We start from the raw sequence: 22240 nt of genomic DNA on the forward strand, positions 1-22240 counted from the left end.
AACTTACAGATTCCCTTTACGGGATTGGTCTAAAATGTAATCGCAGGCACGAACTGTCAAAGCCATAATCGTTAACGTTGGATTCTGACAGCCTTGAGATGGAAAGCAAGAACCATCGGTGATAAATAAATTTGGTACATCCCAGCTTTGATTAAAGCGATTCAGCACAGAGGTCTTTGGGTCATTTCCCATGCGTGCCGTTCCAACTTCATGAAAAGCAGTGCCAGGAGGAGCTAATGTACGACTTTCTGATTCCACTAAAAACCCAGTCGCCTCTGCCATTTCTTTGAGGGTTTGTAGCTGGTCTTGAGCCATTGCAACTTCGTTGTCTGAAAAGGCACAAGAAATATGAGCAACAGGAATTCCCCAAGCATCTTTCCGATCGGGGTCTAGTGTGACATAGTTTTCAAATCGGGGTAGCATTTCGCCAAAAGCAGTCATAGTGAAGGGGACTCGATCAGAGTCTTCAGGAACTTCGCGCGCAGCCGAACCTTGTATTCCGTAACCGCGAATAAAGTTAGGATGTCGATCGCAAATGTTGCGAAACTGGGGAATGTAAAACCCACCTGTCGGCTGGTTGCGTGCAAAGGATTCTGGGTTGGGAATGATGCCTCTGACTACTATGGAATTGAGATGATCCATCAGATAATGACCCAGCACACCTGAAGAATTGCCTAACCCGTTTGGATGCTGACGAGTTGTAGAATTGAGCAGTAGACGGGTCGATTCAATCGATGAGGCACATAGAATCACGACTTTGGCATAGATTTCGTAACTCTTGTGAGTGTAACGATCAATGACTCCCACTCCCTTGGCTTTACCTGTATCAGAATCGACTATGATATGGCTGGCAATACTGTTTGAGCGCAGCTTCAGTCGCCCGGTTTTTTGAGCGATTGGGACAGTAGATGGTGGCGGTGCAAAGCGCCCAGGAATAACTCGGCGATCGCTCCATCGACTTTCGACAGCAACTTTGAGAAGTTCTTCACCATCGCTTAATACTCTATGGGGAAAAAACACTGAATCAGGAAGATGGGGAATTCCTTCGACAGTTCCTCGCACACCCACCCAGCGCTCGACGCGAGCATAGTAGGGAGCGAGGTCTTCATGGCTGATTGGCCAATTTTCTCCATATCCATCGCGACTGGCTGCTTTGAAGTCGTAGTCCGATAGTCGGTAAAGTTGTCGCCCATGAGCTTTAACAACCATGCGCCCACCAACTTGTCGGCTGCGTAGCCAGATAAACGGTTGATTGTCTGGGGTAGTGTAGGGATTGTCGATATCATCGACAAAATTTTCATAATTCCATTCCCAAGCGAATGTTTTGGATTGAATCGGTTGGCGTTGGAGCGAGAGCGATCGCTGATCGACTTTGCCTCGATACTTCAATTTACGTAAAATATCTTGCTTGAAAATCAACCATTCTTTCTGGCGGGGTGTTTCACCTGCATCAAGCAAGCAAACCTGCATTCCGCCTTCAGTAAGTTGTTTCGCAGCCCAACCACCACTGGCTCCTGCACCAACGACGATAGCATCATAAACTTTTTGCTTTCCCATAGCTATAACAACCCAATTGAGCGTGAAGTCCTAATAGTTAACTAAGTTTTTTAAACTGTTTTTAGAACGATAATCTCGAATCCGTTGAATCAATCTATTGACCTTGTGATTGCTCTGATGCTCTAGCCCCCAATGAATCAGATTGTTAATGATGAAACCAAGTTTATCTTTGGAAAAACAAAACTGAGGATAGGTCAAAAGCGCGCGCCAGAAAAAGTAACTCGCTTGACGATAGTTATTGCTTTTTTGAGCTAGGGAAGCAATGTAAAGATATCCCCGACCATAGGCTCGGCGTTTTTTCCACTGGAATTGTAGTGGCACAGATTCAAACAGATCTTCGATCGCTTTAATTATGTTTGAAACCATTAACTCCAGATTGCGGCTGGTACTGTGAGGATGCTGTCTATAGTGAACTAAGGGTTCGCAAATTATCTTAAATGGATATTGAGCTGCAATCCGCGTCCACATATGCCAGTCTTCAGGCCCTTTAATGGTTTGATTAAAGTATCCAACAGTTTCAAAGCATTCACGGCGAACCATCGGGGAACTACCACACATTACCAAATTCAATTCCAGCATTTGTAGCCAAACATTACCTTCATCATAATAAATTTCGGGTTTGGAGAGAATGTTATCTTGCTCATCAACTACAAATACCCAAGTATCAACTAATCCGAGTTCAGGATTTTTAATAAAAGCAGATACTTGTTTTTCGAGTTTAGTGGGTTCCCATAAATCATCGGCATCTAGAAAGGCGATGTACTCGCTCTGACTCAATCGAATTCCATTATTGCGTGCTACTGACTGTCCTTGATTAGCTTGAGATATGAGCTTAACGTTTGGATGTGTGATTTCAGCAGCCCAAGTTGCAATATGGTCTGAACTTCCATCATCAATAATTAGAACTTCAAAATCTTGAAAAGTTTGATTGAAGAGAGTATCTAACGCCTGGGGTAGAAAACTCATCGCATTGTAAGCAGGAATGATAACTGAAACTTTGGGCGTAGGTTCCATTCTAATGAAGGCGATTTTGCGATCGCGATCGGAGTAATGCGAAAAGGTGAGATCAAATCAAAACTGGTATTTTGTCCATGATTGAATCCTAAAAATTTAGCGATGGCTAAATTTTTACGTGTTGATAAACGGGTAGAGCCACAGTGGAATCATCTGGATCGACCTGCATTTTTTGAATTTGCTTCGCCGCCAGGTGTTGAGCTTGTTTGGTTGCTTTCAAAAACCTGCGATCGCGTGGACTCATCAGCCAAGAGGAGAGGAAATAGCGGACTTTTGTACGCCAAGAAAGTTGAGCTTGCGGTCTGTTTCTTAAAAAATCCATGATCGCTCTAGAATAAACGATTCCTTTGACCAACTTGAGCAAATAGCCCTCACTCAGACGCTCGATCGGCATGATGTGGACGAGTTTTAAGCGTGAAAACCGACCTAATCCTAGCTCCACATCTAGCGCGGCTAAAGCAATATCAAAATCTTCACAGCGCAGCAATAATTCACCGCGTTGCCCTAAACTCAAGCGACGCGGATCTGACTGTACTAAATCAATGTACTTTTGCGCCACCAGCTTACGAATGCACATACCCGCCCCTACAGGCATGGTTTCGGCTAAATCTAGGTTTGACCAAACATCTTTGTCAAACTGAATGATTGCCAGTAAGGGCCACATCGGATGAGTCCAGTCTTCTGGTGTTCCACCTTGAAAATCGGCAGTTGATTGTCCGCCCCAAACACCTAAATGCGGATTATTCTCGGAAATTTTGAGCGCATGGTGCAAGTAATTTGGGTCTAAAACATTGTCATCATCCACAAATATTGAAATGGCTCCTTGACTTTCTTTTAAACCCCGGAAGCGAGCAAAGACTGTCCCTAACTGGGGTTCAAGAATGTGTCTAGCATGGGGATGCCAAGTGAGGTCGATGGAGTCTGCCAAGGGCAAAAGACTTGCGTTATCAACTAAGAGCAGCTCCCATTGGGTTCGAGGAAGTGTCTGAACTTTGAGCGCTTCCATAACTCGGTCGAGATAGGCAGGCTGGGGATTGTGACTGCAAATCACGATACTAATGACAGGATTCATAAGATACTTATTTCCCTGATTTCTATAACTATCCAATGTTCGGCGTTTTCGATATCTGGTGGTAATCTCAACATGATTAATTAACGAAGTAGGCGTGGAGCTTGTCGTCCTTCATAAGCTAGTTTTGCTGTCCAAGTGCCCACAAAGTGATGCCACAACACAGCCAGGCGGAGCAAATCTTGTGGTAATTCCCATCTTGGCGATCGCTTAATCGGAGCGATAATCACGCGAGCGATCGTTGTCCAAGGATAAACGGCTAAACCAATTAAAAACTTGATGAAGTACTTTAGTGGTTGTGGAACTGGAGCCATTTGGGGATGATTTGCAGTTAGAAAAAACCAGCCATAGGCATCTCGTTCTAAAACGTAAGTAAAATCTTTCAGTTGTGTGCGGTACGAGTGCTCCACGACTGCCTGACCTTCTTCGCAAATCTTTAGCGTATAGTGTCCTGATTGCACTACCCGCCAACTCATCTCAACATCTGGTCCAGAAAAATTTTCTTGATCAAAGAGTCCGAGTTCATCGAAAACCGCTTTGCGGTACATAACATTCGCCGTCACAAGATATGGCTGAATCCGAGCCGTTCCTCGGCTATGATTTGGGCTTTTGAAAACGCATCCTTCAAAGTAATTGACGTAGTTGGTAATCGTGCGTGGTACTAAACTACCCCCGACAGCACCAACCTGGGGCTGATCAAATGCTTGCCAAAGTTCTAGTAACCAATTAGGACTGACAATGCAATCGGCATCGGTAAGGGCGATAAACTCGCCTTTAGCTTGGCGGATAGCTGTGTTACGGGCTGCATAGGGACCAGGTACTGGCTCTTGCAGGACTGTAATTGGATAAGTCTGTAGAATACTCAAACTTTGATCGCTTGAATTGTTATCAACGCCCAAAATCTCTAAGCGATCGGGCGGCCAGTTGAGCGCCATCAGCGAATCCAGCAGGTTAGTAAGTTCTTGTTCCTCGTTATAAATCGGGACAACAACAGAAATTAAAGGCAGGTCAGTATTCATAGCACTTTGGCAGAAATCAGAGGATTGCCGGGACGATGTAACCATTTGCGCGTCAGACGTTCAACAATAAATTGCGGAATTGCTCGGTAGCCTTGTTTGAGCGATTCCCAAGCCAGTTGCTTTTTACCTGAGCGGAAGTAAGCCCAAGCCACATCTACTTGGCGACGAGCGATCGCTAGATTGATTGCCGCCTTAGCGCTGGGATTGTCACTTTGAACGCCTTGTTTGATGACCAAGAGTTCATCAAGGGCAATCTGGAGATAATCGACGGTGAGACTACTCGGACGCTTGCGGTAAATGGTGAGAGCATCAGCAATAAAACTGACTTCCCATCCATCTTGAGCAATTTCTAACCAGAGTTGATAATCTTCACCTGTGCGAAACCGAGCATCAAAACCCCGTCTACCTTTGAGACAATCGGCACGAATTACAACTGTGCTGCTGGTTCCTGTCCAGTTACGGATGAGAAAATCTTGCCATTGCAGGGTAGATTTAGTAGGTGGTGCAAACCAAGGCATCAAGCGATCGCCTTCTGGACGATCATAGAAAACTTCAAACCAGTTGAAACTCAAGCCAATTTTGCCCGAAGTCTGCATTCGCTCAAAATGAGCTTCAAGTTTGCGAGGATGCCATAGATCATCTGCATCTAAAAAGGCAATCAACTCTCCTTTTGCTAGTTGTAAGCCTGTATTGCGAGCCGCAGCAGGTCCTGCATTAGTTTGATAGACATAACGCAGCGACTGATGATCGGAGAACTTGTGTACTCGATCAACCGTATCGTCGGTTGAACCATCATCAACAACAATTACTTCAAAATCACCATAGCTTTGAGCAAAAACTGAAGCCAAAGACTGCTCAATATAAGCGCTGGCATTGTAAACCGGGATGATAATACTGAAATTAGGCATGACTACAAAGACAAAGGCTGATAGGCTGGCTTTTGTAAAGGGCGAATCAAACGAGCAGGCACTCCACCTACCAAGGTGTAGGGCGCGACATTGCAAGTTACCACTGCACCTGCTGCAACTACGGCTCCGCGTCCAATTGTGACACCTTTAAGCACGATCGCTCTTGTCGCAATCCACACATCCTCTTCAATCCGAATCGGTTCCGCCGGGGAAGGACTATGCCGATCTTCTAATCCATGAAAGTCGCTGTCTAGAATCGATACGCCATTGGCAATTTGGACGCGATCGCCAATTATGACCTCAACTTTGGCTGAAATCGTGGTGCCGGTGTTGATAAAAACGTGATTGCCAATTTGCAACACACCATCAGCACCAACCTCCAGTTGACTACGACTCAAATGTGACCAGATACTGAAGTCATCACCAATAACTAGCTGTCCAGCATTTTGGATTAGGGGAATCCCCCAAGATTTTGGCGCAGTACCAACCGAACTACAACCTCGTAATGCCCATTGAGTTACAAGCGTATTTTTTTGCTGACGAAGCCAAGTAAACATAGAATCTTATTGTTCAACCTGCTAGAAAATCAAAGCGAAAAAAGTCGCGGGTGCCAAATCTTTCTTTGAAAATGGCAATTCGCTCATCAAGGCGAATCTGGAAGATACGATCGTTGTTGTAGTAGTTCAACTCCTTACTAGAAGCGATGTAGCGCTCCCAGTTCATATCCATATCAAGTGATAAATAGTGGATGAAATTATGTGGGTTAACATCCCTGGCAGATCGGCGTGTCTTCAAACGCAATTGTATTTGCTCCGGATCGCGATATTGATAGTGGCAATTAGGAATTTTATAAGAACACTTTTTAAGTTTTTTCTGTCCTTTCGGAGCCATATAGCCGTGGGGATTACCTGCATCGCTCTGTTCAGACCAGGTTAAATCTGCGTCGATCTTAAACAAGCGTTGCTCAATATTGGTAAAGCGGTAGTATCGGCGTCGCTGGGTAATTGGTGTTTCCCGCGACTCTAATCCTTTTTGATATCTTTGCCAATCTACTTCAGTAAAGTGGAAGTTGTATTGAATCGTATTAATTTGCTGGGCACCTTCTTGTTCTGCAATGCGAATTGCTTGACGTGGGTCTTTTGCCAGAAACTCATCAGCATCAAGAATATATAACCAGTCGCCGATCGTCAAGTTATCGCGCACTGCATTAAAAACTTGAGCGCGTAGACCATCAGAAAACGGGACACTTTCTTGTCGGAATGGAACAACTACGTTATTAGCAGCTTTTTGAACTTGCTGCCAGGTATCATCTATGCTTCCCGTATCAAAAACGTAGATTTTATGGCAGAAGTTGCTAGCAAACTGCAAAGTCTCAGCGATCACGTCGCCTTCGTTTTTAGCTAAACAGATAGCATGGATGCGTGTCATAATAAATGTTCTGTAACAGCCGTTCGATTATGTTCTAAAAGTAACGATGGAAATTAGCGAAAAAGCCTTCGGGGGAAAGCCACTCTAACCAGAGTTTCCGACATTCAATTTGAAGGTCTTGAAATTGTTGTGGTGTCAATCGAGCGTGAAACTCGCGGATGCGATCGCCTAGATAGGGCAAATCTGCTTCTTCAACCCATACGCAATAGCGCTTCCAATCAATATATTGCTCAAATGGTAGTTCGCAGTCAGTATTGATGAAGACCGGAATTCGACCACAACTAAGGGTCTCGTAGAAACGATAGGAAAAATTGCCGCCGCCTCTAGTACAGAGAATATAGTCACTGTTGAGCATGTTATCGACAAATTGCTCACGTTGAGGCAGAGTCAGTTTTTCGGTGTGATGAAGCACATCGTGAATTCTAAAGTTGCATTGCAAGCCTCGACTCTTAGAAAGAATGAACAATGCTTGCGATCTAATCCGCGAACCATATAGCCAGGGTAAGTCGTGTTTTACAAGTTCAATTCCAAATTTCGATACAATGTCAGCTGCTTTCGGAGTTGCGCCAAGTTGCAAACGTAGCTGATTTGTGAGCTGATTTCTCGGCTGCATAAGTGAGCCATAACCGCAATAGCCCACAATTGGCTGACTAGACTTGCTCCGCAATGGTATTTTTCCCTGACAGTAGTTTTCTACAAAATCTTCACTCCAAGCGGGAATGACGGACTCGTTGTGCAGACGAGTTGAACGATTGATAGATGTGCGAAAGACTAAAGCATTGTCGAGTTCAACAGATGTGGTCGCATCGTCCAAGTAAAAAACAACGAGCGGAATACCTCGGCTGATTGTTTCTTGAGACATTTGTTGAACAATCTTTAGAGACTCAGGATGAGTGGTAAATTTTGACCAATCAAAAGGCAGCAGTGCTATTTGAGCGTTTTCTAGCTGAGTCAGCTTGAACAAATGAGAAGCAGCATCAATGTAGGTGTTGTAGCGACGGCTCATGGGATTCAATGAGACTTCATCGCTTTTGCCCCAAAAGGGATACAACATAGCAATATGTTGTATCCCTTCAGGCAAATAACATCGATCCGAGTAAATGTGCAATTGCTTTGCAACTACTTCTTCTCGTTTTTCATATGTATTTGTCATGTCCAAATTTGTTTAAAGTTTTTCAATTGCTTAGTGCTGGAAACACCAAAATACTTGTTTAGATAAGTTTAAATAACCAATAGTTTTTGTTACACGAATTCTGTCATTCGACCTCCTTTTTTCAGCAAAAATGCAAAAAAATTGAAGGTTACGTTGGAGAAACTGAGATCAAAATGACCATCAAAGCTCACTCCTAAGCATCAAGATATGCTTAATTTATGATAAATTTTTCAACAATGAGGCTTTGTGAATCCAATTTCAACAAAGCTTGGTTTTCTCTCTCACTCTGCTAAACTAACTTTTTTCTTTTACTATTTGTGCAATCCAATTGAAATGATCTGCTATTTTTCAAATATTCAGCCATCTACGTTTAATCTGATTATTTCTGCGACACATCAACAGATATAACCTTTGATTAGGGTTTTTTCTGACTCACGAGTGCGAAACAACCTTAAATGAGCATCTATATTGTACATAGCTTCCGTAATGAGAATCTAAGTATTCCTCGGTAGATATAATCTATACTGTTGATCTAGCTTTACATAATTTCGTGTTTTACCCCGATTTAACTTATGAGCCTTGCTTTCCTGTAATGTAACATCTCTGGTTAGCCGATACATGTATTTTACAGTATCTTTACTTAAGTTTTTAAAGATATTTATATTCCATCGGGTTAGTAGTCTTTGTCACTTACTTAGAAATGAGGATTAAATAAAGTGCAAAACTGGTGACAGAGCATAGTAGATTGAATTCGTGGGTTTGGTGGGTGCAGTATTGTGATGAGAACTGTAACCCTTTATCAAAAGGCATCCCGTGTCGTACTCTAAGTGTTAACCACACACAGTTATGATTCAGACAATGGCAAAAACCTCCCACATTTATAATGAACTGCTTAAACTACTCGGTCAGTAGGCTGGCACAATTGCTCTATTCCTTACGCTCAAGCCATTAATTTATCTTGTCTTTTCAAAATATCGGAATATACTGCCATGTATGAATTGTTTGTAAAGTTACTCAATTAAGTCTATTTACATAATATGATGTTGAATATTAGATGACTAATCAATATTTGCATCAGTAATAACACCAAAGTAAGTTAACCAAAAAATGGAAAGCCTTTAAACCAGGGATAAAATTGTGAGTAATCGTGTTTTTGCTGTCAGGATAATATCAAGCAATCTCAGTTAATTTTGCGACTGATAAAACTATTAGTTTGCTTCAGATATTAAACAACCTCAACAAAAAGGCATTAGCTGCTGACAATTAACGCAAATATTACGATCCAAAAGTAGACTACAGCGTTACTGCCAGGAAAATACTGAGAAAAATCTGCTGTAAGTAAATAGTCTTTTTTTCTAAAATTTGTATATATAGTGATCCGGATCTGGCTGCCAAAATCGTCAATTAAGTTATCGACAGTTAAGTGGGTGGAAAAAAGTAAATAGATTGTAGGTGTCGATGGCGCGTAGCATCATCGTAATTTCTTGCTCAACCTTTGTTTACATAATCTTGCTTATTTATTTCCACCCACTTAATACTGTTAAATCGCCCATTCCAAGTTGTCTGGAGTAAAATCGAATGCAGCGAAGATGTGATCTTAACCGGAAACGTTCAAAACGACGCAAAATCCACTGCTCAATTGATGGTTCCTATTTAGATAGCGTTAGCCAAAAATATCTCTTATTTGCCGATCTCTCGGTTCAGCTCCAACAACGTGGAGTTAGTCGCAAGACTGCTTTATTGTTGCTATCGAACAAGTCCACTGTCCCTCTGAAGGACGAGTGGTTAGAAGCTTTTTGGTGCAAAATATGTAATAAAACTCAATGGTATCATGTTCGCAAAACAGGAAAGCAGACCTATGATCTTTCGATCGCACAGCAAGAAATGTGGCAACAGGTACAGGGTGTAGTGAATCCAGATGGTAATCAGTCAGTTAGTGAGTTTACCCGGCGGCAGTCGCGGACATTGGGAAGTTTAGCAATAAAAGACTTTAATTTCATTAAATAGTAAACCACAACTGCTCAAAAACTGCTTAGGCCAATCAGAAAAATACAAATGGCATATTCAAGATATTGGGTTGGATTAATTGGCATATTGATGGGAATTTTGGCCGGCTTTCTCATTGGAGTTAACCCTCTCTATGTCGGTCTAATTCTATTTATTCCTGCATTTATTATCTTCTTTTTCAAAAACTTTGAGCTGACTGTTATTGGGCTTTTAATTCTACGAAGTGCGCTTGATCCTTTTTCAGACCAAGGACTGACTGGTGCATTTGCGATTGGAATTTCAGCCTTGACGCTAATCTATGTGATTGTTCGCCTTTTATCCAAACAGACTGTACATATCGACAGTTTCTGGTGCTTTTTCGCAGGATGGTTAGTCGTTCAAGGAATATGGGTTGTTCTGCTTCCTTTAGGTGGCTTAGGATTGGGTAGCACATATTTGTCAGATGCGGCTCGTGAGTGGGTGCGAGTTTTGTCTTGGTTGATGTCTTACCTACTGACACTTCAGTTGAAAGAACGGTTGCATCCGGAGCAAATCGTTAACAGTCTCTTTCTCGCGCTGGTTATCCCACTCTCAACAGCCTTTCTGCAACTTGTCGTTCCTGGTCACTTTCTGCCATCGTTTCTTGCGGTTAATCCTAATCAGCATGATTTTCGCATTAATGGAACATTAGGTTTAGCTAACACATTTGTAACCTTTTTAATTTTTTTCATCGGCTTAGTTTACTGGAAACTTAGCATTGCCCAAAAACGCCTTCCTTGGTTTCTTTTGCTTGGTATACTCGTGTTTTATTTGGTGACTACTAAGGTATTAGTAGGCATTGGGATGCTGGTAGTTTTGATTGCTACACTGGTCATTCCTCGCCTAAATTTTTCCAAAACGTTTGGAGGAATTTTATTGCTTGCTATCATGGTTGGATTATTTGCGAGTACCGATTACGGCAGAGAACGCCTAACTTCTATTACACAAACTCCATTGCTCAATCCAGATATTGATGTATCGCGTGCTGTCTTGCTCGCTGCGTCCGATGACAATAGCTTTAATTGGAGAATTGCTCAATGGACTTCACTCGTCGGACACTGGCAACATTTTCCCCTGCTTGGCTATGGACTCCAAACAACAAATTCTCTTGGACCTATGTTTGCTTGGGCACATAATGATTATGTTCGGGCACTAGTTGAGGAAGGAATTGTAGGTCTGGTTTTATTTCTTTTGTTTCTGGGAGTACAACTAGTGCGACTGCTGCAAATTATTCGCTCTCCCTTGAGCGATCCTTCACAAAAACAGTTTTGTTCAGTTTTATTCGCTTTTCTTTTAGCAGCAATGGTTGGAATGCTGACCGAAAACGTCTGGAGTCATACAGCACTTTTCTTATACTGGTTTTCAATGTTAGCGATCGCTTCTTGGAATTGGAGCAAGTTTCCACTTAGGTCAGATTCAAGCACAGCATTAGGTTCACCGCACTTTCAGTAAGTAGGTGGTTACAATTAAATAATTCGTAATACTTCTCTACGAGAGGCTGCGCCAACGGCTACGCTCAGTACAAGTTCGTAATTAGTAATTTCAGGGATGCACTAACGCACATCTGGAAGCGATCGCTACTAACCCACTTACCTAAATCGACAAGATTGATCTATAGTCGGAGTCTCTTCAAATTGCACCATTATTAGAACAGCTGGCGCATCGCCTACTGTTCCAGATAAGTGACCTTTATGACCTTGCGCGTCTGTTTTCGTACCCTGATCTTCTCCAAAGGAAATTTCCCCTTCCCCCATCTCGACTCGCTGTCCGTCCATAGTCTCCACAAACCAGCGTCCTGAGAGTGGGATGATCCACTGGGGTTTCGGATTCTCATGCCAGTTACCAACCCATCCCACAGGTAGCACAGTAAAGGTGATTGTAGCACCGGACTGCTTCAAATTAGAAAGCCACTGCGGTGAGGTATCCGGGGCTATGCCTTTTTCGATGAAGTCTTCAATTTGACAACGGGATTGGTGACTTATACCGTCGTTGTCAGTCCAGACGTGCCAATATTCAATTGTTGGTTTGGGTGATGAGTTATTCTGCATAATAATGGCTCTTTTTGATCCGAAATGTATTGAAACGCGAATTATAAATTACAAATTACAAATTACGAAATTACAACCATATAATCGCACCCTTCCCATTTGCTGTTTTCAATCCAGAAAAAGGTAAAGGTGATTCCCTGTTGCTGATGATCAGAAATAGAAATATCTACAAAATTAACTCCTAATTTTGTAGAAGTAGCAGGTGTATCTTTTACGGTTTGCCAATTATCATCTGACCAATGCAAATGAAAAGATGCTAAAGCGTGAATTCGCAATGTATAACCTTTTTTAACTTGGTCTATTTGACGGTTAAACTTCCAAATTTCCAACGATTTACACTGTTTTCTCTCACCTAGATATCGATTGGATACCTCTGGAATCAAATCAAATACCTGACCATCATGATTTGACCGCAACATCTTGATATACTCCGAATGCGCCCACATCAAAGGCATTGCTGAACCTGTTGGTTTTCCTAAATACAGATGGTTTTCAGGTGTATCTGCTTCATCCCAAACCTGTTCAGGTAGTAAACAAGTATCTGATGCAAATCCTTCCATCGCCTTGATATATGTTTTGACATCGCCGCCAACAGCTAATTCATAATGTCCCCGTTCTCCTGTTAAGAGAGGCCAAGCGCGTCCCTTACCAAAACCGGTATAAGGACTGCCGTCTTCTTGCTGGCCGTAGCCGTCGTGGTTGTAACGATGCCAACAAGGACCAGCAGATGTATCAACTTTCAAAACTGCATCAATTACTTTGACAGAATCAACAATAATCGGGTCATCAGGTTTGCGAATTCCATAGCGTACTAATTGCAAAAACCCACCATCAACAATTTCTTTCGCGGGAAATTCTGACGGTTCACCAGGTGGTTGACTGCTGATAAAAAGAGTTCCTTGGTTAGGATTTTCATTGGGTTGAGGATTATTAATATCTGTAGGAGTAATCCGAATGTAATGGCGTTTGATGCCAGAAACTAAAGTTCCTTCAGTTGTAACTGTCCAAGCTTCGATGTGAGATTCTAAAAAATCAGCGTATTCTTCGATAAAGTTTGCTGTTGCTTCATCGCCACGTTCACGAACAAATTGAGCAGCACAAATTAAGGCGGCAATATTAGATGCTAATGTTGATGGTGAATAACCACTATTTTCTTCCCAGCGTTCTTGTTGGGTAGCTGGTCCATGACGAATTAAATAACCCGCCGCCCGTAAAATCATTGGATAAATATCAAAGTTTAAACAAGTTTTCTGTTGGTGCAATAGCCATGCTAACAGAATGGGAAATGCTACCTCGTCAAGCTGGATACCTGTCCAATAAGGTTTACCATCAACCCAGAAATTTTGAGGAAAACCGCCATCTTCCTGCTGACTCGTAGCGAGATAAATTAGCGATCGCACTGCTGTATCAGTTTTACCAGCAGCCACTAAACCTGATACACTGCTAACCATATCCCGCGTCCAGACAAGGTGATATCCTCCTTGGTCTTGGTCGTCTTTGGCTTCACCCCAAGGGATAGCCAGAGATGCAATTAATGCACCGGGATAAGTCTTGTCTTCATGTGCTAACAACAGACTAATGCTGTTGTGATACAACTTCCCATCATCATAAGAACTATTTTCTAATGAATGGATGCTGTCGCGCGATCGCTTCCACTGTTCGTTATATTGCTGCTTCTGCTTTTCAAAAGGAATATTCAGCGACTGAAACAGTGTGGAAATTGCATTGTGCAGATTTGTCCCAAATGCCAGTCCTAAAGTAAACTCTTTAGTACTATCTAAATTTAGTTCTCCAGTTAATGCTATGTTGCCATCTACAGCACTGTCAAACTCCCAATCAATCTGAAAATTATCAGCTAAATCTGTCCAACCATCACTTTCACCAACGTAGCCACAAGAAATCCGGGTAAAGGGAATTGTTGCACCCAGCGCTAACCATCTTCCTCCTTTCTCGGCTGTGAGAATATGATGTCCAGCAACTTGTACAGCGTAACCATTATTACCTCTACCTCCAACTTCCAGATGTGGCGCACACAAAGCGTATAGCTGGAGTTGGGAAATAAAATCGCTATCTCCTGTTAACTTTGTGCGTTGTAAAATACAGGATAAATGAGGGTCAGCAATTACTTCTTTGATTACAGCATAACGCCCTTGTGGATCGGAATTAGTGATGCGATATCCTAAACCATGAGTCCACATCGGTTCAACTTTTGATTCAAGATGGCGTTTCTCTTCGTGAAAAAAGCTTTTTCCATCAGAAATTAGATACTGTAAATCCCGAACTTGAGGACTGTCTACTGTGGGATGGTAGATTTCAGTAACAACACCATTCCAGATCGTAAACCAAATGTTACTAGAGGTGGAGTAAGCTGTTCCTACTCCATCTTTATTCGCATGAGTCCATCGAGGATCGATGCCAGGTGAGCCAAAAGCCTGTCCTTGACCAAGAATTTTTACCATAATTTGTTGTACTGATCAGTCAGATTTAACTACTATTTCAAAATGCTGTATAATTATGTAGAAACTTGTAATTCACCATCGAGATGGGTAACTTCCCATTGAGTTTGTTCGCCATCGCGCCAAAAGCGCAATCCCACCGTAGCAACTGGCTCAATCACAATAGCATTACGAATTACGTAGCTTGCTTCTCCCCTTCTCTACGAGACGCTGCGCTAATGGCGAGTATTACGAATTATTTTAACCATTCTCTGTAAAACCTGGATACAAGGTCATACCACCGTCTACAAACAATGTTGTACCATTAACATAATCAGAGTCATCAGAAGCTAACCAAACTGCTGCTTTGGCGATATCTTCTACATCACCCACACGTTTTGCTGGAATTAGTTTTAGTAAATTCGCCTCTGCTTGTGGGGTATCCCAAGCTGATTTGTTAATTGGGGTTTTGATTGCACCAGGAGCAATACTATTGACGCGAATTTTGTGAGGTGCAAGTTCTTGAGCAATACTTTGCATCATCATATTAATACCACCTTTACTCGCGGCATAATTGACATGACCAGCCCAAGGAATTACCTGATGTACTGAACTCATACAAATAATCTTACCTGCGGCAGATGAAATATGCGGCTGTACACCTCGGCGCAAAAATTCCTTTGCAGCTTCCCTAGCACATAAGAATTGTCCAGTCAGGTTCACCCCAATAACTTTATTCCATTGGTCAAGGGTCATATCTACAAGCGGTGAATCTTTTTGCAGACCTGCATTGTTGATCAAAATGTCAATAGTGCCAAATTGCTGGATCGTTTGGCTGAACATCGCCTTTATTTCGTCTTCTTTGCTGACATCAGCTTGAATCGCATAAGCTTCACCATTAGCCGCTTTGATCTCATCGACAAGTTTTTGAGCTGATTCAGCTTCCGAATGATAGTTAATAGCTACTGCTGCACCTGATAAAGCTAAATAACGAGCGATCGCTTCACCAATCCCAGAACTAGCACCTGTCACAAGTGCTTTTTGACCTTTAAGCAGATAAGGGGAATAACTCATAATACTTTTTGAGAATTTTTGCTATGTATTTTCACTTGCAAAGTTTGAGGATAGCTGAGATAGAGAACTTATGATTGAATCCAAATTGAAGCAAGCTATCCTATGCCACACTTGTTATACCAATTACACACTTTACTTATGTGTTTAATTTTTGAAAGATATTTTTGTGATTCTGGCATCACTTTAGAGGTTTGTAAGAAGAAATGCTTCTAGCTATTGGAATAATAAATATCTCTACCGAAAGAGCTATAAAAATTTCATACCGATTTCATTATTGGGCAAAATCTTTAAAGAATGAAGGATGAAGTCAGTTGAATGTCTTTCTTAAGCTAGAGATAAATTTTATAATATTTTTTTATATTGATTGACTTATACAAGACTCATATTGAATTTTTGCGAAGCTAGTACAGAATAAGTACAAAGTCTGTTGAATATGTCTAGTCAAACCGATGTACAAGTACAAAGAATTAGAGCTATTGGCTTAACGGTGACAAACTGCAATCGCTCTTTGGATTTCTATACACAAGCACTTGCTTTTGAACTCGTTTCTGAAATTACTCTTGAAGGACAGGACTACAGCGATTTAGAAGGCGTACCTGGGGCAAAAATTCGCATTGTCACTTTGCGATTAGGTGACGAACTTATCGAGTTGATGGAGTATCTTAATATTCAGGGGAAACCCATCCCCAGCGATTCACAAAGTAATGACCTGTGGTTTCAACATCTGGCAATTGTGGTGAGTGATATGGATCGCGCTTATGCTCACTTGCGTTCATTTCCCATTGAAGCAATTTCAGTTGCTCCTCAGACAATACCACCTGGTAATGAAGCATCTGGTGGTGTCCGCGCCTTCAAGTTTAAAGACCCTGATGGTCATGATTTAGAGTTAATTTCGTTTCCGCCTGATAAAGGACAAGATAAATGGCATCAGAACAGTCATCGCTTGTTTTTGGGAATCGACCATAGTGCAATCGCAATTTCCAATACCGAGCAGAGTCTACACTTTTACCGCGACCTTCTGGGAATGCAAATTGATAGCCGCAGTCTCAACTGGCGTGCAACCCAATCTCGCTTGGATAATTTACCAGGAGCCGAAGTCAAAATTACAGGACTGCGACCTGTTCAAGATGGTATGGGAATTGAACTGTTAGACTATATTGTGCCTGGAAAAGGTCGGACTATACCGAGTGACTGGAAAAGTTGCGATATTGCACATATGCAAATTGAGTTAGTCGTAAATAATCTTGAACAGTTAGTGGATAAGCTACGGTGTAACGGGGTTCAGTTTGTATCATCACGGATTGTGCAGTTTAGCGATCGCTCATTTCCTTATCGGCATGGTTGTTTAGTTAAAGACCCTGATGGACACGCAATATTGCTAATTGTGAATAATACCAATTCTGTGTAATAATGCGCTGATAAACTAGTTTTCTGGCACAGTGTAGTATTATACATTTTCCTCACTAACATAATTTGCAACCAGAATGCGCTTTGGATATACTCCTAAATCTTGGTTATAAAAGTCAGAATTTTCAAGATAGTTGTAAAAGCAATAGAGTGGAATGGCACGATTTACTTTAGCATACTGCTCTAAAATATCAATCTGTAGCGTGTTATCTTTATGTTTATGCTTAAGCTTATCGTAACGAGTAGTTCCTGGATTAATCTTTTTAGCTTGTTAGCCTAATAGCATGGAGATAGACGTGTGTCCACCTCGAAACATGAGTAATGTTCAACGTCCAAAAATCAATGCATCGAGCGAATAAGCACCAGGACCTAAAACCGCGATCGCAATCAGCATAATGCAGTACATAAACGCCTTTTCCCAACTCGGCGGTTCACCTTTTCCTAAAGGACCTTTATACTGGTCGTTGGGAATTAAGTATGGATCTTGGGCTACAAAGGGCTTACTTCCAGAAATCTCTAAGTATATCGCAAAAATCATTGAGCAGAGAATGGGCAAAGTTGCTAAGAGTGTGAGGAATCCAATCATGAGAAAAATTCCGCCACCTAACATAGACGCAGCTGATAAAAAGCAAAGAAAGATAGGTGTTTTCATAGACTCAGCCCACTGTCGAAGATGCGTTAACTTTGGATAGCCGTGTAATATAAACAACCAGCCAACGCTAACTCTTAGTAGTAAAAGTGCTAATCCGGGAAATCCGTCAGGATACACAGGAGAAAGTGAACTTAACAACTGTGGACTTAGCTGTGGAAAATTAAATGCAGCTAGGAAAAAAGCGATCGCTACACCCAACCCAAATTGATAAATCATCGCTCTACACCACAAGTATTAAGGTCGATAACATATAACGAATGACCGGCTGTGATAAATAAGCGATCGCGAAGTGTCCCTGAAAGGGAATCGCCTTTTTTACCGCCGAAAGTCAGATTAGCAGATGTCTCCGGTACAAAAATCTTTCCTAAGCGAGTTCCGTCAGGGGCGTATATCTGCACGCTATCTTCAGAACTCGTAAAAACATTACCATGTTCGTCAACCCGCAGTCCATCGGGTTGTCCTGGATCGATGACTGCAAACACGCGGCCATTTTTTGTACATCGACCATCTACAACCTCATAAATACGAATATGATGAGGCCCCCCAGGAATATTAAATGCTGCTGTATCTGAAACATACAAAAGGCTTTCATCTGGACTGAAAGCCAACCCATTCGGGCGCACCATGTCTGTTACTACAGGATAAATCTCACCTGTTGCCGGGTCAAAGCGATAGACGTAACTTCCGGATTGTTCTTGTTCGCCCCCGTAACCTTGGTTTGGTTCGGTGATCCCATAGGGCGGATCGGTGAACCAAATTGTGTTGTTACTTTTGACTACCAAATCATTTGGACTGTTCAGGCGTTTGTTGTCGTAGCGATCGACTAAAACCTTCCATTCACCATTATGTTCGCGTCGAATAATAGCACGCAGACCAGACGAACACGCAACTAGACGACCTTCTAAATCGCGGTAATTGCCGCTTTGATAATCAGATGGCGATCGCAAAACGCTTACACCATCGGTAGAACTCCAGCGTAACAGGCGGTTGCCGTGAGCGTCACTCCAGACCACGCTATCATCTTCATGGAAGTAAACAGGCCCCTCACTATGGACTGCACCGTTAGCAAGCTTTTGAAGTGAGGCTTCTGGACGTACAATAGCACGCAGGCGATCGTCATAAATTTCAATGGCTTCAGCCATAGGAATCTCCTGTTATTTAACTTGGTTACTGGCGGTAAATGGCAGGTTCAAGTTAATACAAATTTAGTTTTTATAAATATTAAATAGGTATGATGTACATCATATATAAACATAAATGAAATTCAAATGAAATCTTAGCCTTTCTTTAGGCATAAATGAAAATTCAGCCATTGGATAGAGTCTAAAATTTTAGATTGCGTCTTTTGAAAGGTTACTCAGTTCTAGATTTTCTCCTCTTGTTGGCGTTCTGGACAGTTCCATAATTTCCATAACTCAAATACGATTGCTATATGTCTAAAGGCTGAACTTATCATTTTTGGGATATACCATTGATGCGTTGAAAAAATCATAGTTTGTGACATAAAGTAAAACGTGCAAGCAAAAACTATCTGAATATTTCTCAATTAATCAGCTTGGCATAATTTGTTCCTAATTAAGAAATAGAGAAGCTATAGCTTATGGATCTTGGTATTAAAGGTAAAGTCGCTGTAATTACTGGAGGTGATTCCGGCATTGGTAAAGCAACAGCTAAACTACTCGCCCATGAAGGTGTAAAGGTTACTATTCTCGATAAGACTTCCGAAAATCTTGAACTCGCGGCTGAGGAGTTAAGAAAGTTTGGAGAAATATTTACGGTTCAGGCGGATCTCACTAAGCCTGAAGAAGTCGAATCTGCCAAAGAGCAAATTCTGAAGCGTTTCGGAACCGTTGACATTCTTGTTCATGCAGCAGGAATTACAGGTGCTACGGGAGATTTCCTCGAACTGACTGATGAGGAGTGGTACAAGACAATTGAGGTTGACTTGATGGCGACGGTACGCACCTGTCGCGCTTTTATTGGGGCGATGCGTAAAAGTGGTTGGGGCAGAGTTGTCCTCATCAGTTCGGAAGATGCACTACAGCCATACCCAGAAGAAATACCTTACTGTGCTTGCAAAGCAGCAGTGTTGAATCTTGCAAAAAATTTATCTAAAGCTTATGCAAAAGATGGTGTGTTAGTGAATGCAGTTTCTCCCGCCTATATCGCCACCTCCATGACTGATGCAATGATGGAAAAGCGATCAAAAGAGCTAGGTGTTAGCTTTGATGAGGCAATTGACAGTTTCCTCAATGAACATCGCCCTCACATCGAACTCAAGCGACGTGGTAAACCCGAAGAAGTAGCGGCTGTAATTGCCTTCCTTTGTTCTGAGCAATCAAGCTTTGTAGTTGGTTCCAACTATCGGGTAGATGGTGGCTCAGTTGCAAGTTTGTAAGCAAAGCAAATTTAAAAAAACTAGTACGACACGGCGTAAATAAAGCAACCATTTTAAATAGCCAGAAAGCCTACAAAATAAGCATTCTTTCTTTTTACTTTTGCCTTTTTACTTTTGCCTTCTTGTACTAGTAGTCCATCAATGAATGAATAAGTTCGTAGTAAGGACTAAAGTGCTTCGCTTTTAAAGTTACTGCACAACATCAAGCGGTTTAACTTTTGCAAGTCAATGCATCAAAGGTGCAAGTCAATGCAACGAAAGTACACCATAGGAGAAAAAGTTTTTCCAGGATTATTAACAACTTCCGTGGGTCTAGAGCATCGATTCAGTAACTACGAATTACGAACTTGTACTGAGCGTAGCCGTTGGCGCAGCCTCTCGTAGAGAAGTATTACGAATTATTTAAGGGTTGATTATGAAACAAGTAGAAGCAGTTGTTGCCAATATTAACGATCTAAATGATGGTGAAATGCGACAAGTTTCTGTCGGCGAGACAGAAATTTTACTGAGTCGAATCGATGGAAAGTTTTATGCTGTCGGCGCACACTGCGCTCATTATGGCGCACCACTGGCAGATGGGGTGCTAAGTGGAGAGCGTGTTATTTGCCCTTGGCATAATGCCTGTTTTGACGTGACGACTGGCGATCAACTAGAGCCACCTGGCTTAGATTCTTTAGCTCGTTATGAGGTACGCATTGAAGGTGAAAATATCATTGTCAGCGTACCAGAGCAAACCCCAGAATTACGTAGCTTGCCGCCGCAGGCATCGCCCACAATGGCGCAATTCAACCCCAACGTTGATGGGCGGACATTTGTGATTTTAGGCGCAGGTGCAGCCGGAATTCATGCCGCACAAGCTTTGCGAGTAGCTGGATATCAAGGGCGAATCGTCATGATTACTCAAGAAGACAAGCTACCCTACGATCGCACCAAACTAAGTAAAGCTTACTTAACTGGTAAAGCATCCCCAGAGGAAATGCCCCTACGATCGCCCGATTTCTTCCAAGAACACGCCATTGAAGTGCTGTTAAATCACCAAGTTGAACGGGTGCAAACGACAAATAAAGCGATCGCCTTTACTAATGGTGATTCTTTAACCTATGATGCCTTACTGGTAGCAACAGGCGGAAAACCACGCCAGCTAGATATTCCCGGCGCAGACCTGCAAAACATATTCACATTACGCAGTTTTGCTGATAGCGATCGCATTTTGACAGCCATCAAGCAAAAAGGAAAAGCGGTAGTCATTGGCTCCAGTTTTATCGGCATGGAAACGGCAGCGAGTCTGAGTCAGCAAGGCTTACAAGTAACCGTGGTTTCGCCGGATTCTGTACCTTTTAAGAAAACCCTGGGTGAGGAAATCGGTAAAATCTTTCAGCAAGTCCATGAAGAAAACGGCGTTTCTTTTAAGTTTGAGAGAAAAGCGGTAGAATTTGCCGGAAGCGACAAAGTAGAAGCCGTCATTTTAGATAATGGCGATCGCTTGCAAGCAGATATTGTAATCGTCGGCGTTGGTGTAGAACCTGCAACAGACTTTCTTAAGGGTGTCGAATTGCATCCCAAAGATGGCAGTGTTGTTGTTGATGAATACTTATGTGCAGGTGATGGCATCTACGCCGCAGGTGATATTGCCCGTTATCTCGATTGGCGTACAAGCGAATCGATTCGCGTTGAACATTGGCGAGTCGCAGCACAGCAAGGGCGAATTGCAGCTCATAATATGGCAGGTAAAGCAGTTAAATTTAGAGGACTGCCCTTTTTCTGGACGATGCAATTCAAGTTTTCCTTGCGCTATATTGGACACGCCCAGAGTTGGGATGAAATTATTGTAGATGGGGATTTGCAAAAACAGCAATTCGTTGCTTTTTACATCAAAAACAATCAAGTCTTGGCAGCTGCAACCAGCCATCGAGATACAGAAGCAGCAGCTATTTCTGAATTGATGCGCTTGAACCAAATGCCAACAGTTGAAAAATTACGGCGCGGTGCAGTTGATTTGATTCACAAACAACCTCAAGTTAGTAGCAAGCGCTAGCAGAGTTAGTAGCAAGCG

At 42.2% G+C, this 22240-nt stretch carries 19 protein-coding genes; 6 read left to right on the forward strand and 13 right to left on the reverse strand.

All coding sequences use genetic code 11. The features are described from left to right. Positions 1 to 3: 3 nt before the first annotated feature. The 8 genes from V7K97_RS18555 to V7K97_RS18590 all read right to left on the reverse strand — a co-directional run bounded on the left by V7K97_RS18555 (position 4) and on the right by V7K97_RS18590 (position 8148). Positions 4 to 1557, reverse strand: a complete 1554-nt coding sequence (locus tag V7K97_RS18555) for a GMC family oxidoreductase (protein ID WP_334802479.1) — start codon at positions 1555 to 1557, stop codon at positions 4 to 6. A gap of 30 nt (positions 1558 to 1587) precedes the next feature. Beyond that, positions 1588 to 2571, reverse strand: coding sequence for a glycosyltransferase family 2 protein (locus tag V7K97_RS18560; RefSeq protein WP_334802480.1), 984 nt, complete (start codon positions 2569 to 2571; stop codon positions 1588 to 1590). 106 nt (positions 2572 to 2677) lie between these two features. Beyond that, positions 2678 to 3643 (reverse strand): glycosyltransferase, encoded by a 966-nt coding sequence (locus V7K97_RS18565; RefSeq protein WP_334802481.1) that lies wholly within the window; start codon positions 3641 to 3643, stop codon positions 2678 to 2680. An 80-nt stretch (positions 3644 to 3723) separates the two neighbouring features. Next, positions 3724 to 4659: a glycosyltransferase gene (locus tag V7K97_RS18570; RefSeq protein ID WP_334802482.1), complete on the reverse strand. Its 936-nt coding sequence runs from the start codon at positions 4657 to 4659 to the stop codon at positions 3724 to 3726. Further along, on the reverse strand, positions 4656 to 5567 hold the full coding sequence (locus V7K97_RS18575; protein WP_334802483.1) for a glycosyltransferase family 2 protein: 912 nt from the start codon (positions 5565 to 5567) through the stop codon (positions 4656 to 4658). The genes V7K97_RS18570 and V7K97_RS18575 overlap by 4 nt, the downstream gene beginning before the upstream one ends. A gap of 2 nt (positions 5568 to 5569) precedes the next feature. Continuing rightward, positions 5570 to 6124, reverse strand: coding sequence for an acyltransferase (locus V7K97_RS18580; protein ID WP_334802485.1), 555 nt, complete (start codon positions 6122 to 6124; stop codon positions 5570 to 5572). Between the two features lie 13 nt (positions 6125 to 6137). Continuing rightward, positions 6138 to 6995, reverse strand: coding sequence for a glycosyltransferase family 2 protein (locus tag V7K97_RS18585; protein WP_334802486.1), 858 nt, complete (start codon positions 6993 to 6995; stop codon positions 6138 to 6140). A 34-nt stretch (positions 6996 to 7029) separates the two neighbouring features. Further along, positions 7030 to 8148 (reverse strand): exostosin domain-containing protein, encoded by a 1119-nt coding sequence (locus tag V7K97_RS18590; RefSeq protein ID WP_334802487.1) that lies wholly within the window; start codon positions 8146 to 8148, stop codon positions 7030 to 7032. Positions 8149 to 9726: 1578 nt separating this feature from the next. On the opposite strand from V7K97_RS18590, the gene V7K97_RS18595 reads away from it, so the two are divergent. Together V7K97_RS18595 and V7K97_RS18600 are read left to right on the forward strand one after the other, a co-directional pair. Continuing rightward, entirely contained in the window at positions 9727 to 10155 is a 429-nt protein-coding gene (locus V7K97_RS18595; RefSeq protein WP_334802488.1) for a hypothetical protein, read from the forward strand. Positions 10156 to 10203: 48 nt separating this feature from the next. After that, positions 10204 to 11625: an O-antigen ligase family protein gene (locus V7K97_RS18600; protein ID WP_334802489.1), complete on the forward strand. Its 1422-nt coding sequence runs from the start codon at positions 10204 to 10206 to the stop codon at positions 11623 to 11625. A 137-nt stretch (positions 11626 to 11762) separates the two neighbouring features. Here the strand turns inward: V7K97_RS18600 and V7K97_RS18605 are convergent, their stop codons facing one another. From V7K97_RS18605 to V7K97_RS18615, 3 genes are all read right to left on the reverse strand, one after another. Next, on the reverse strand, positions 11763 to 12221 hold the full coding sequence (locus V7K97_RS18605; RefSeq protein WP_334802490.1) for a cupin domain-containing protein: 459 nt from the start codon (positions 12219 to 12221) through the stop codon (positions 11763 to 11765). Between the two features lie 62 nt (positions 12222 to 12283). Continuing rightward, a complete protein-coding gene (locus V7K97_RS18610) occupies positions 12284 to 14680 on the reverse strand; it encodes a glycoside hydrolase family 15 protein (RefSeq protein WP_334802491.1) in 2397 nt (798 codons plus the stop codon). Between the two features lie 237 nt (positions 14681 to 14917). Beyond that, positions 14918 to 15730, reverse strand: a complete 813-nt coding sequence (locus V7K97_RS18615) for an SDR family oxidoreductase (RefSeq protein ID WP_334802492.1) — start codon at positions 15728 to 15730, stop codon at positions 14918 to 14920. A gap of 433 nt (positions 15731 to 16163) precedes the next feature. Between V7K97_RS18615 and V7K97_RS18620 the strand changes: the two genes are divergently transcribed. After that, positions 16164 to 17138 carry a VOC family protein gene (locus V7K97_RS18620; RefSeq protein WP_334802493.1) on the forward strand — a complete coding sequence of 325 codons (975 nt, stop codon included), beginning with the start codon at positions 16164 to 16166 and terminating at the stop codon, positions 17136 to 17138. A 324-nt stretch (positions 17139 to 17462) separates the two neighbouring features. On the opposite strand, the gene V7K97_RS18625 is transcribed toward V7K97_RS18620, so the two are convergent. Further along, positions 17463 to 18005 (reverse strand): DoxX family protein, encoded by a 543-nt coding sequence (locus tag V7K97_RS18625; protein ID WP_334802494.1) that lies wholly within the window; start codon positions 18003 to 18005, stop codon positions 17463 to 17465. Next, on the reverse strand, positions 18002 to 18931 hold the full coding sequence (locus V7K97_RS18630) for an SMP-30/gluconolactonase/LRE family protein (RefSeq protein ID WP_334802495.1): 930 nt from the start codon (positions 18929 to 18931) through the stop codon (positions 18002 to 18004). Before V7K97_RS18630 ends, V7K97_RS18625 begins: the two co-directional genes overlap by 4 nt. A gap of 458 nt (positions 18932 to 19389) precedes the next feature. Here V7K97_RS18630 and V7K97_RS18635 point away from each other — a divergent pair, with 458 nt between their 5' ends. The 3 genes from V7K97_RS18635 (at position 19390) to V7K97_RS18645 (ending at position 22222) form a co-directional block, all read left to right on the forward strand. Then, positions 19390 to 20187: an SDR family NAD(P)-dependent oxidoreductase gene (locus V7K97_RS18635; protein WP_334802496.1), complete on the forward strand. Its 798-nt coding sequence runs from the start codon at positions 19390 to 19392 to the stop codon at positions 20185 to 20187. A 249-nt stretch (positions 20188 to 20436) separates the two neighbouring features. Then, positions 20437 to 20571, forward strand: coding sequence for a hypothetical protein (locus tag V7K97_RS18640; protein ID WP_334802497.1), 135 nt, complete (start codon positions 20437 to 20439; stop codon positions 20569 to 20571). A gap of 31 nt (positions 20572 to 20602) precedes the next feature. After that, positions 20603 to 22222 (forward strand): FAD-dependent oxidoreductase, encoded by a 1620-nt coding sequence (locus tag V7K97_RS18645; protein WP_334802498.1) that lies wholly within the window; start codon positions 20603 to 20605, stop codon positions 22220 to 22222. Positions 22223 to 22240 lie beyond the last annotated feature (18 nt).

It is taken from the genome of Nostoc sp., assembly GCF_036917815.1.
Lineage (GTDB): Bacteria > Cyanobacteriota > Cyanobacteriia > Cyanobacteriales > Nostocaceae > Nostoc.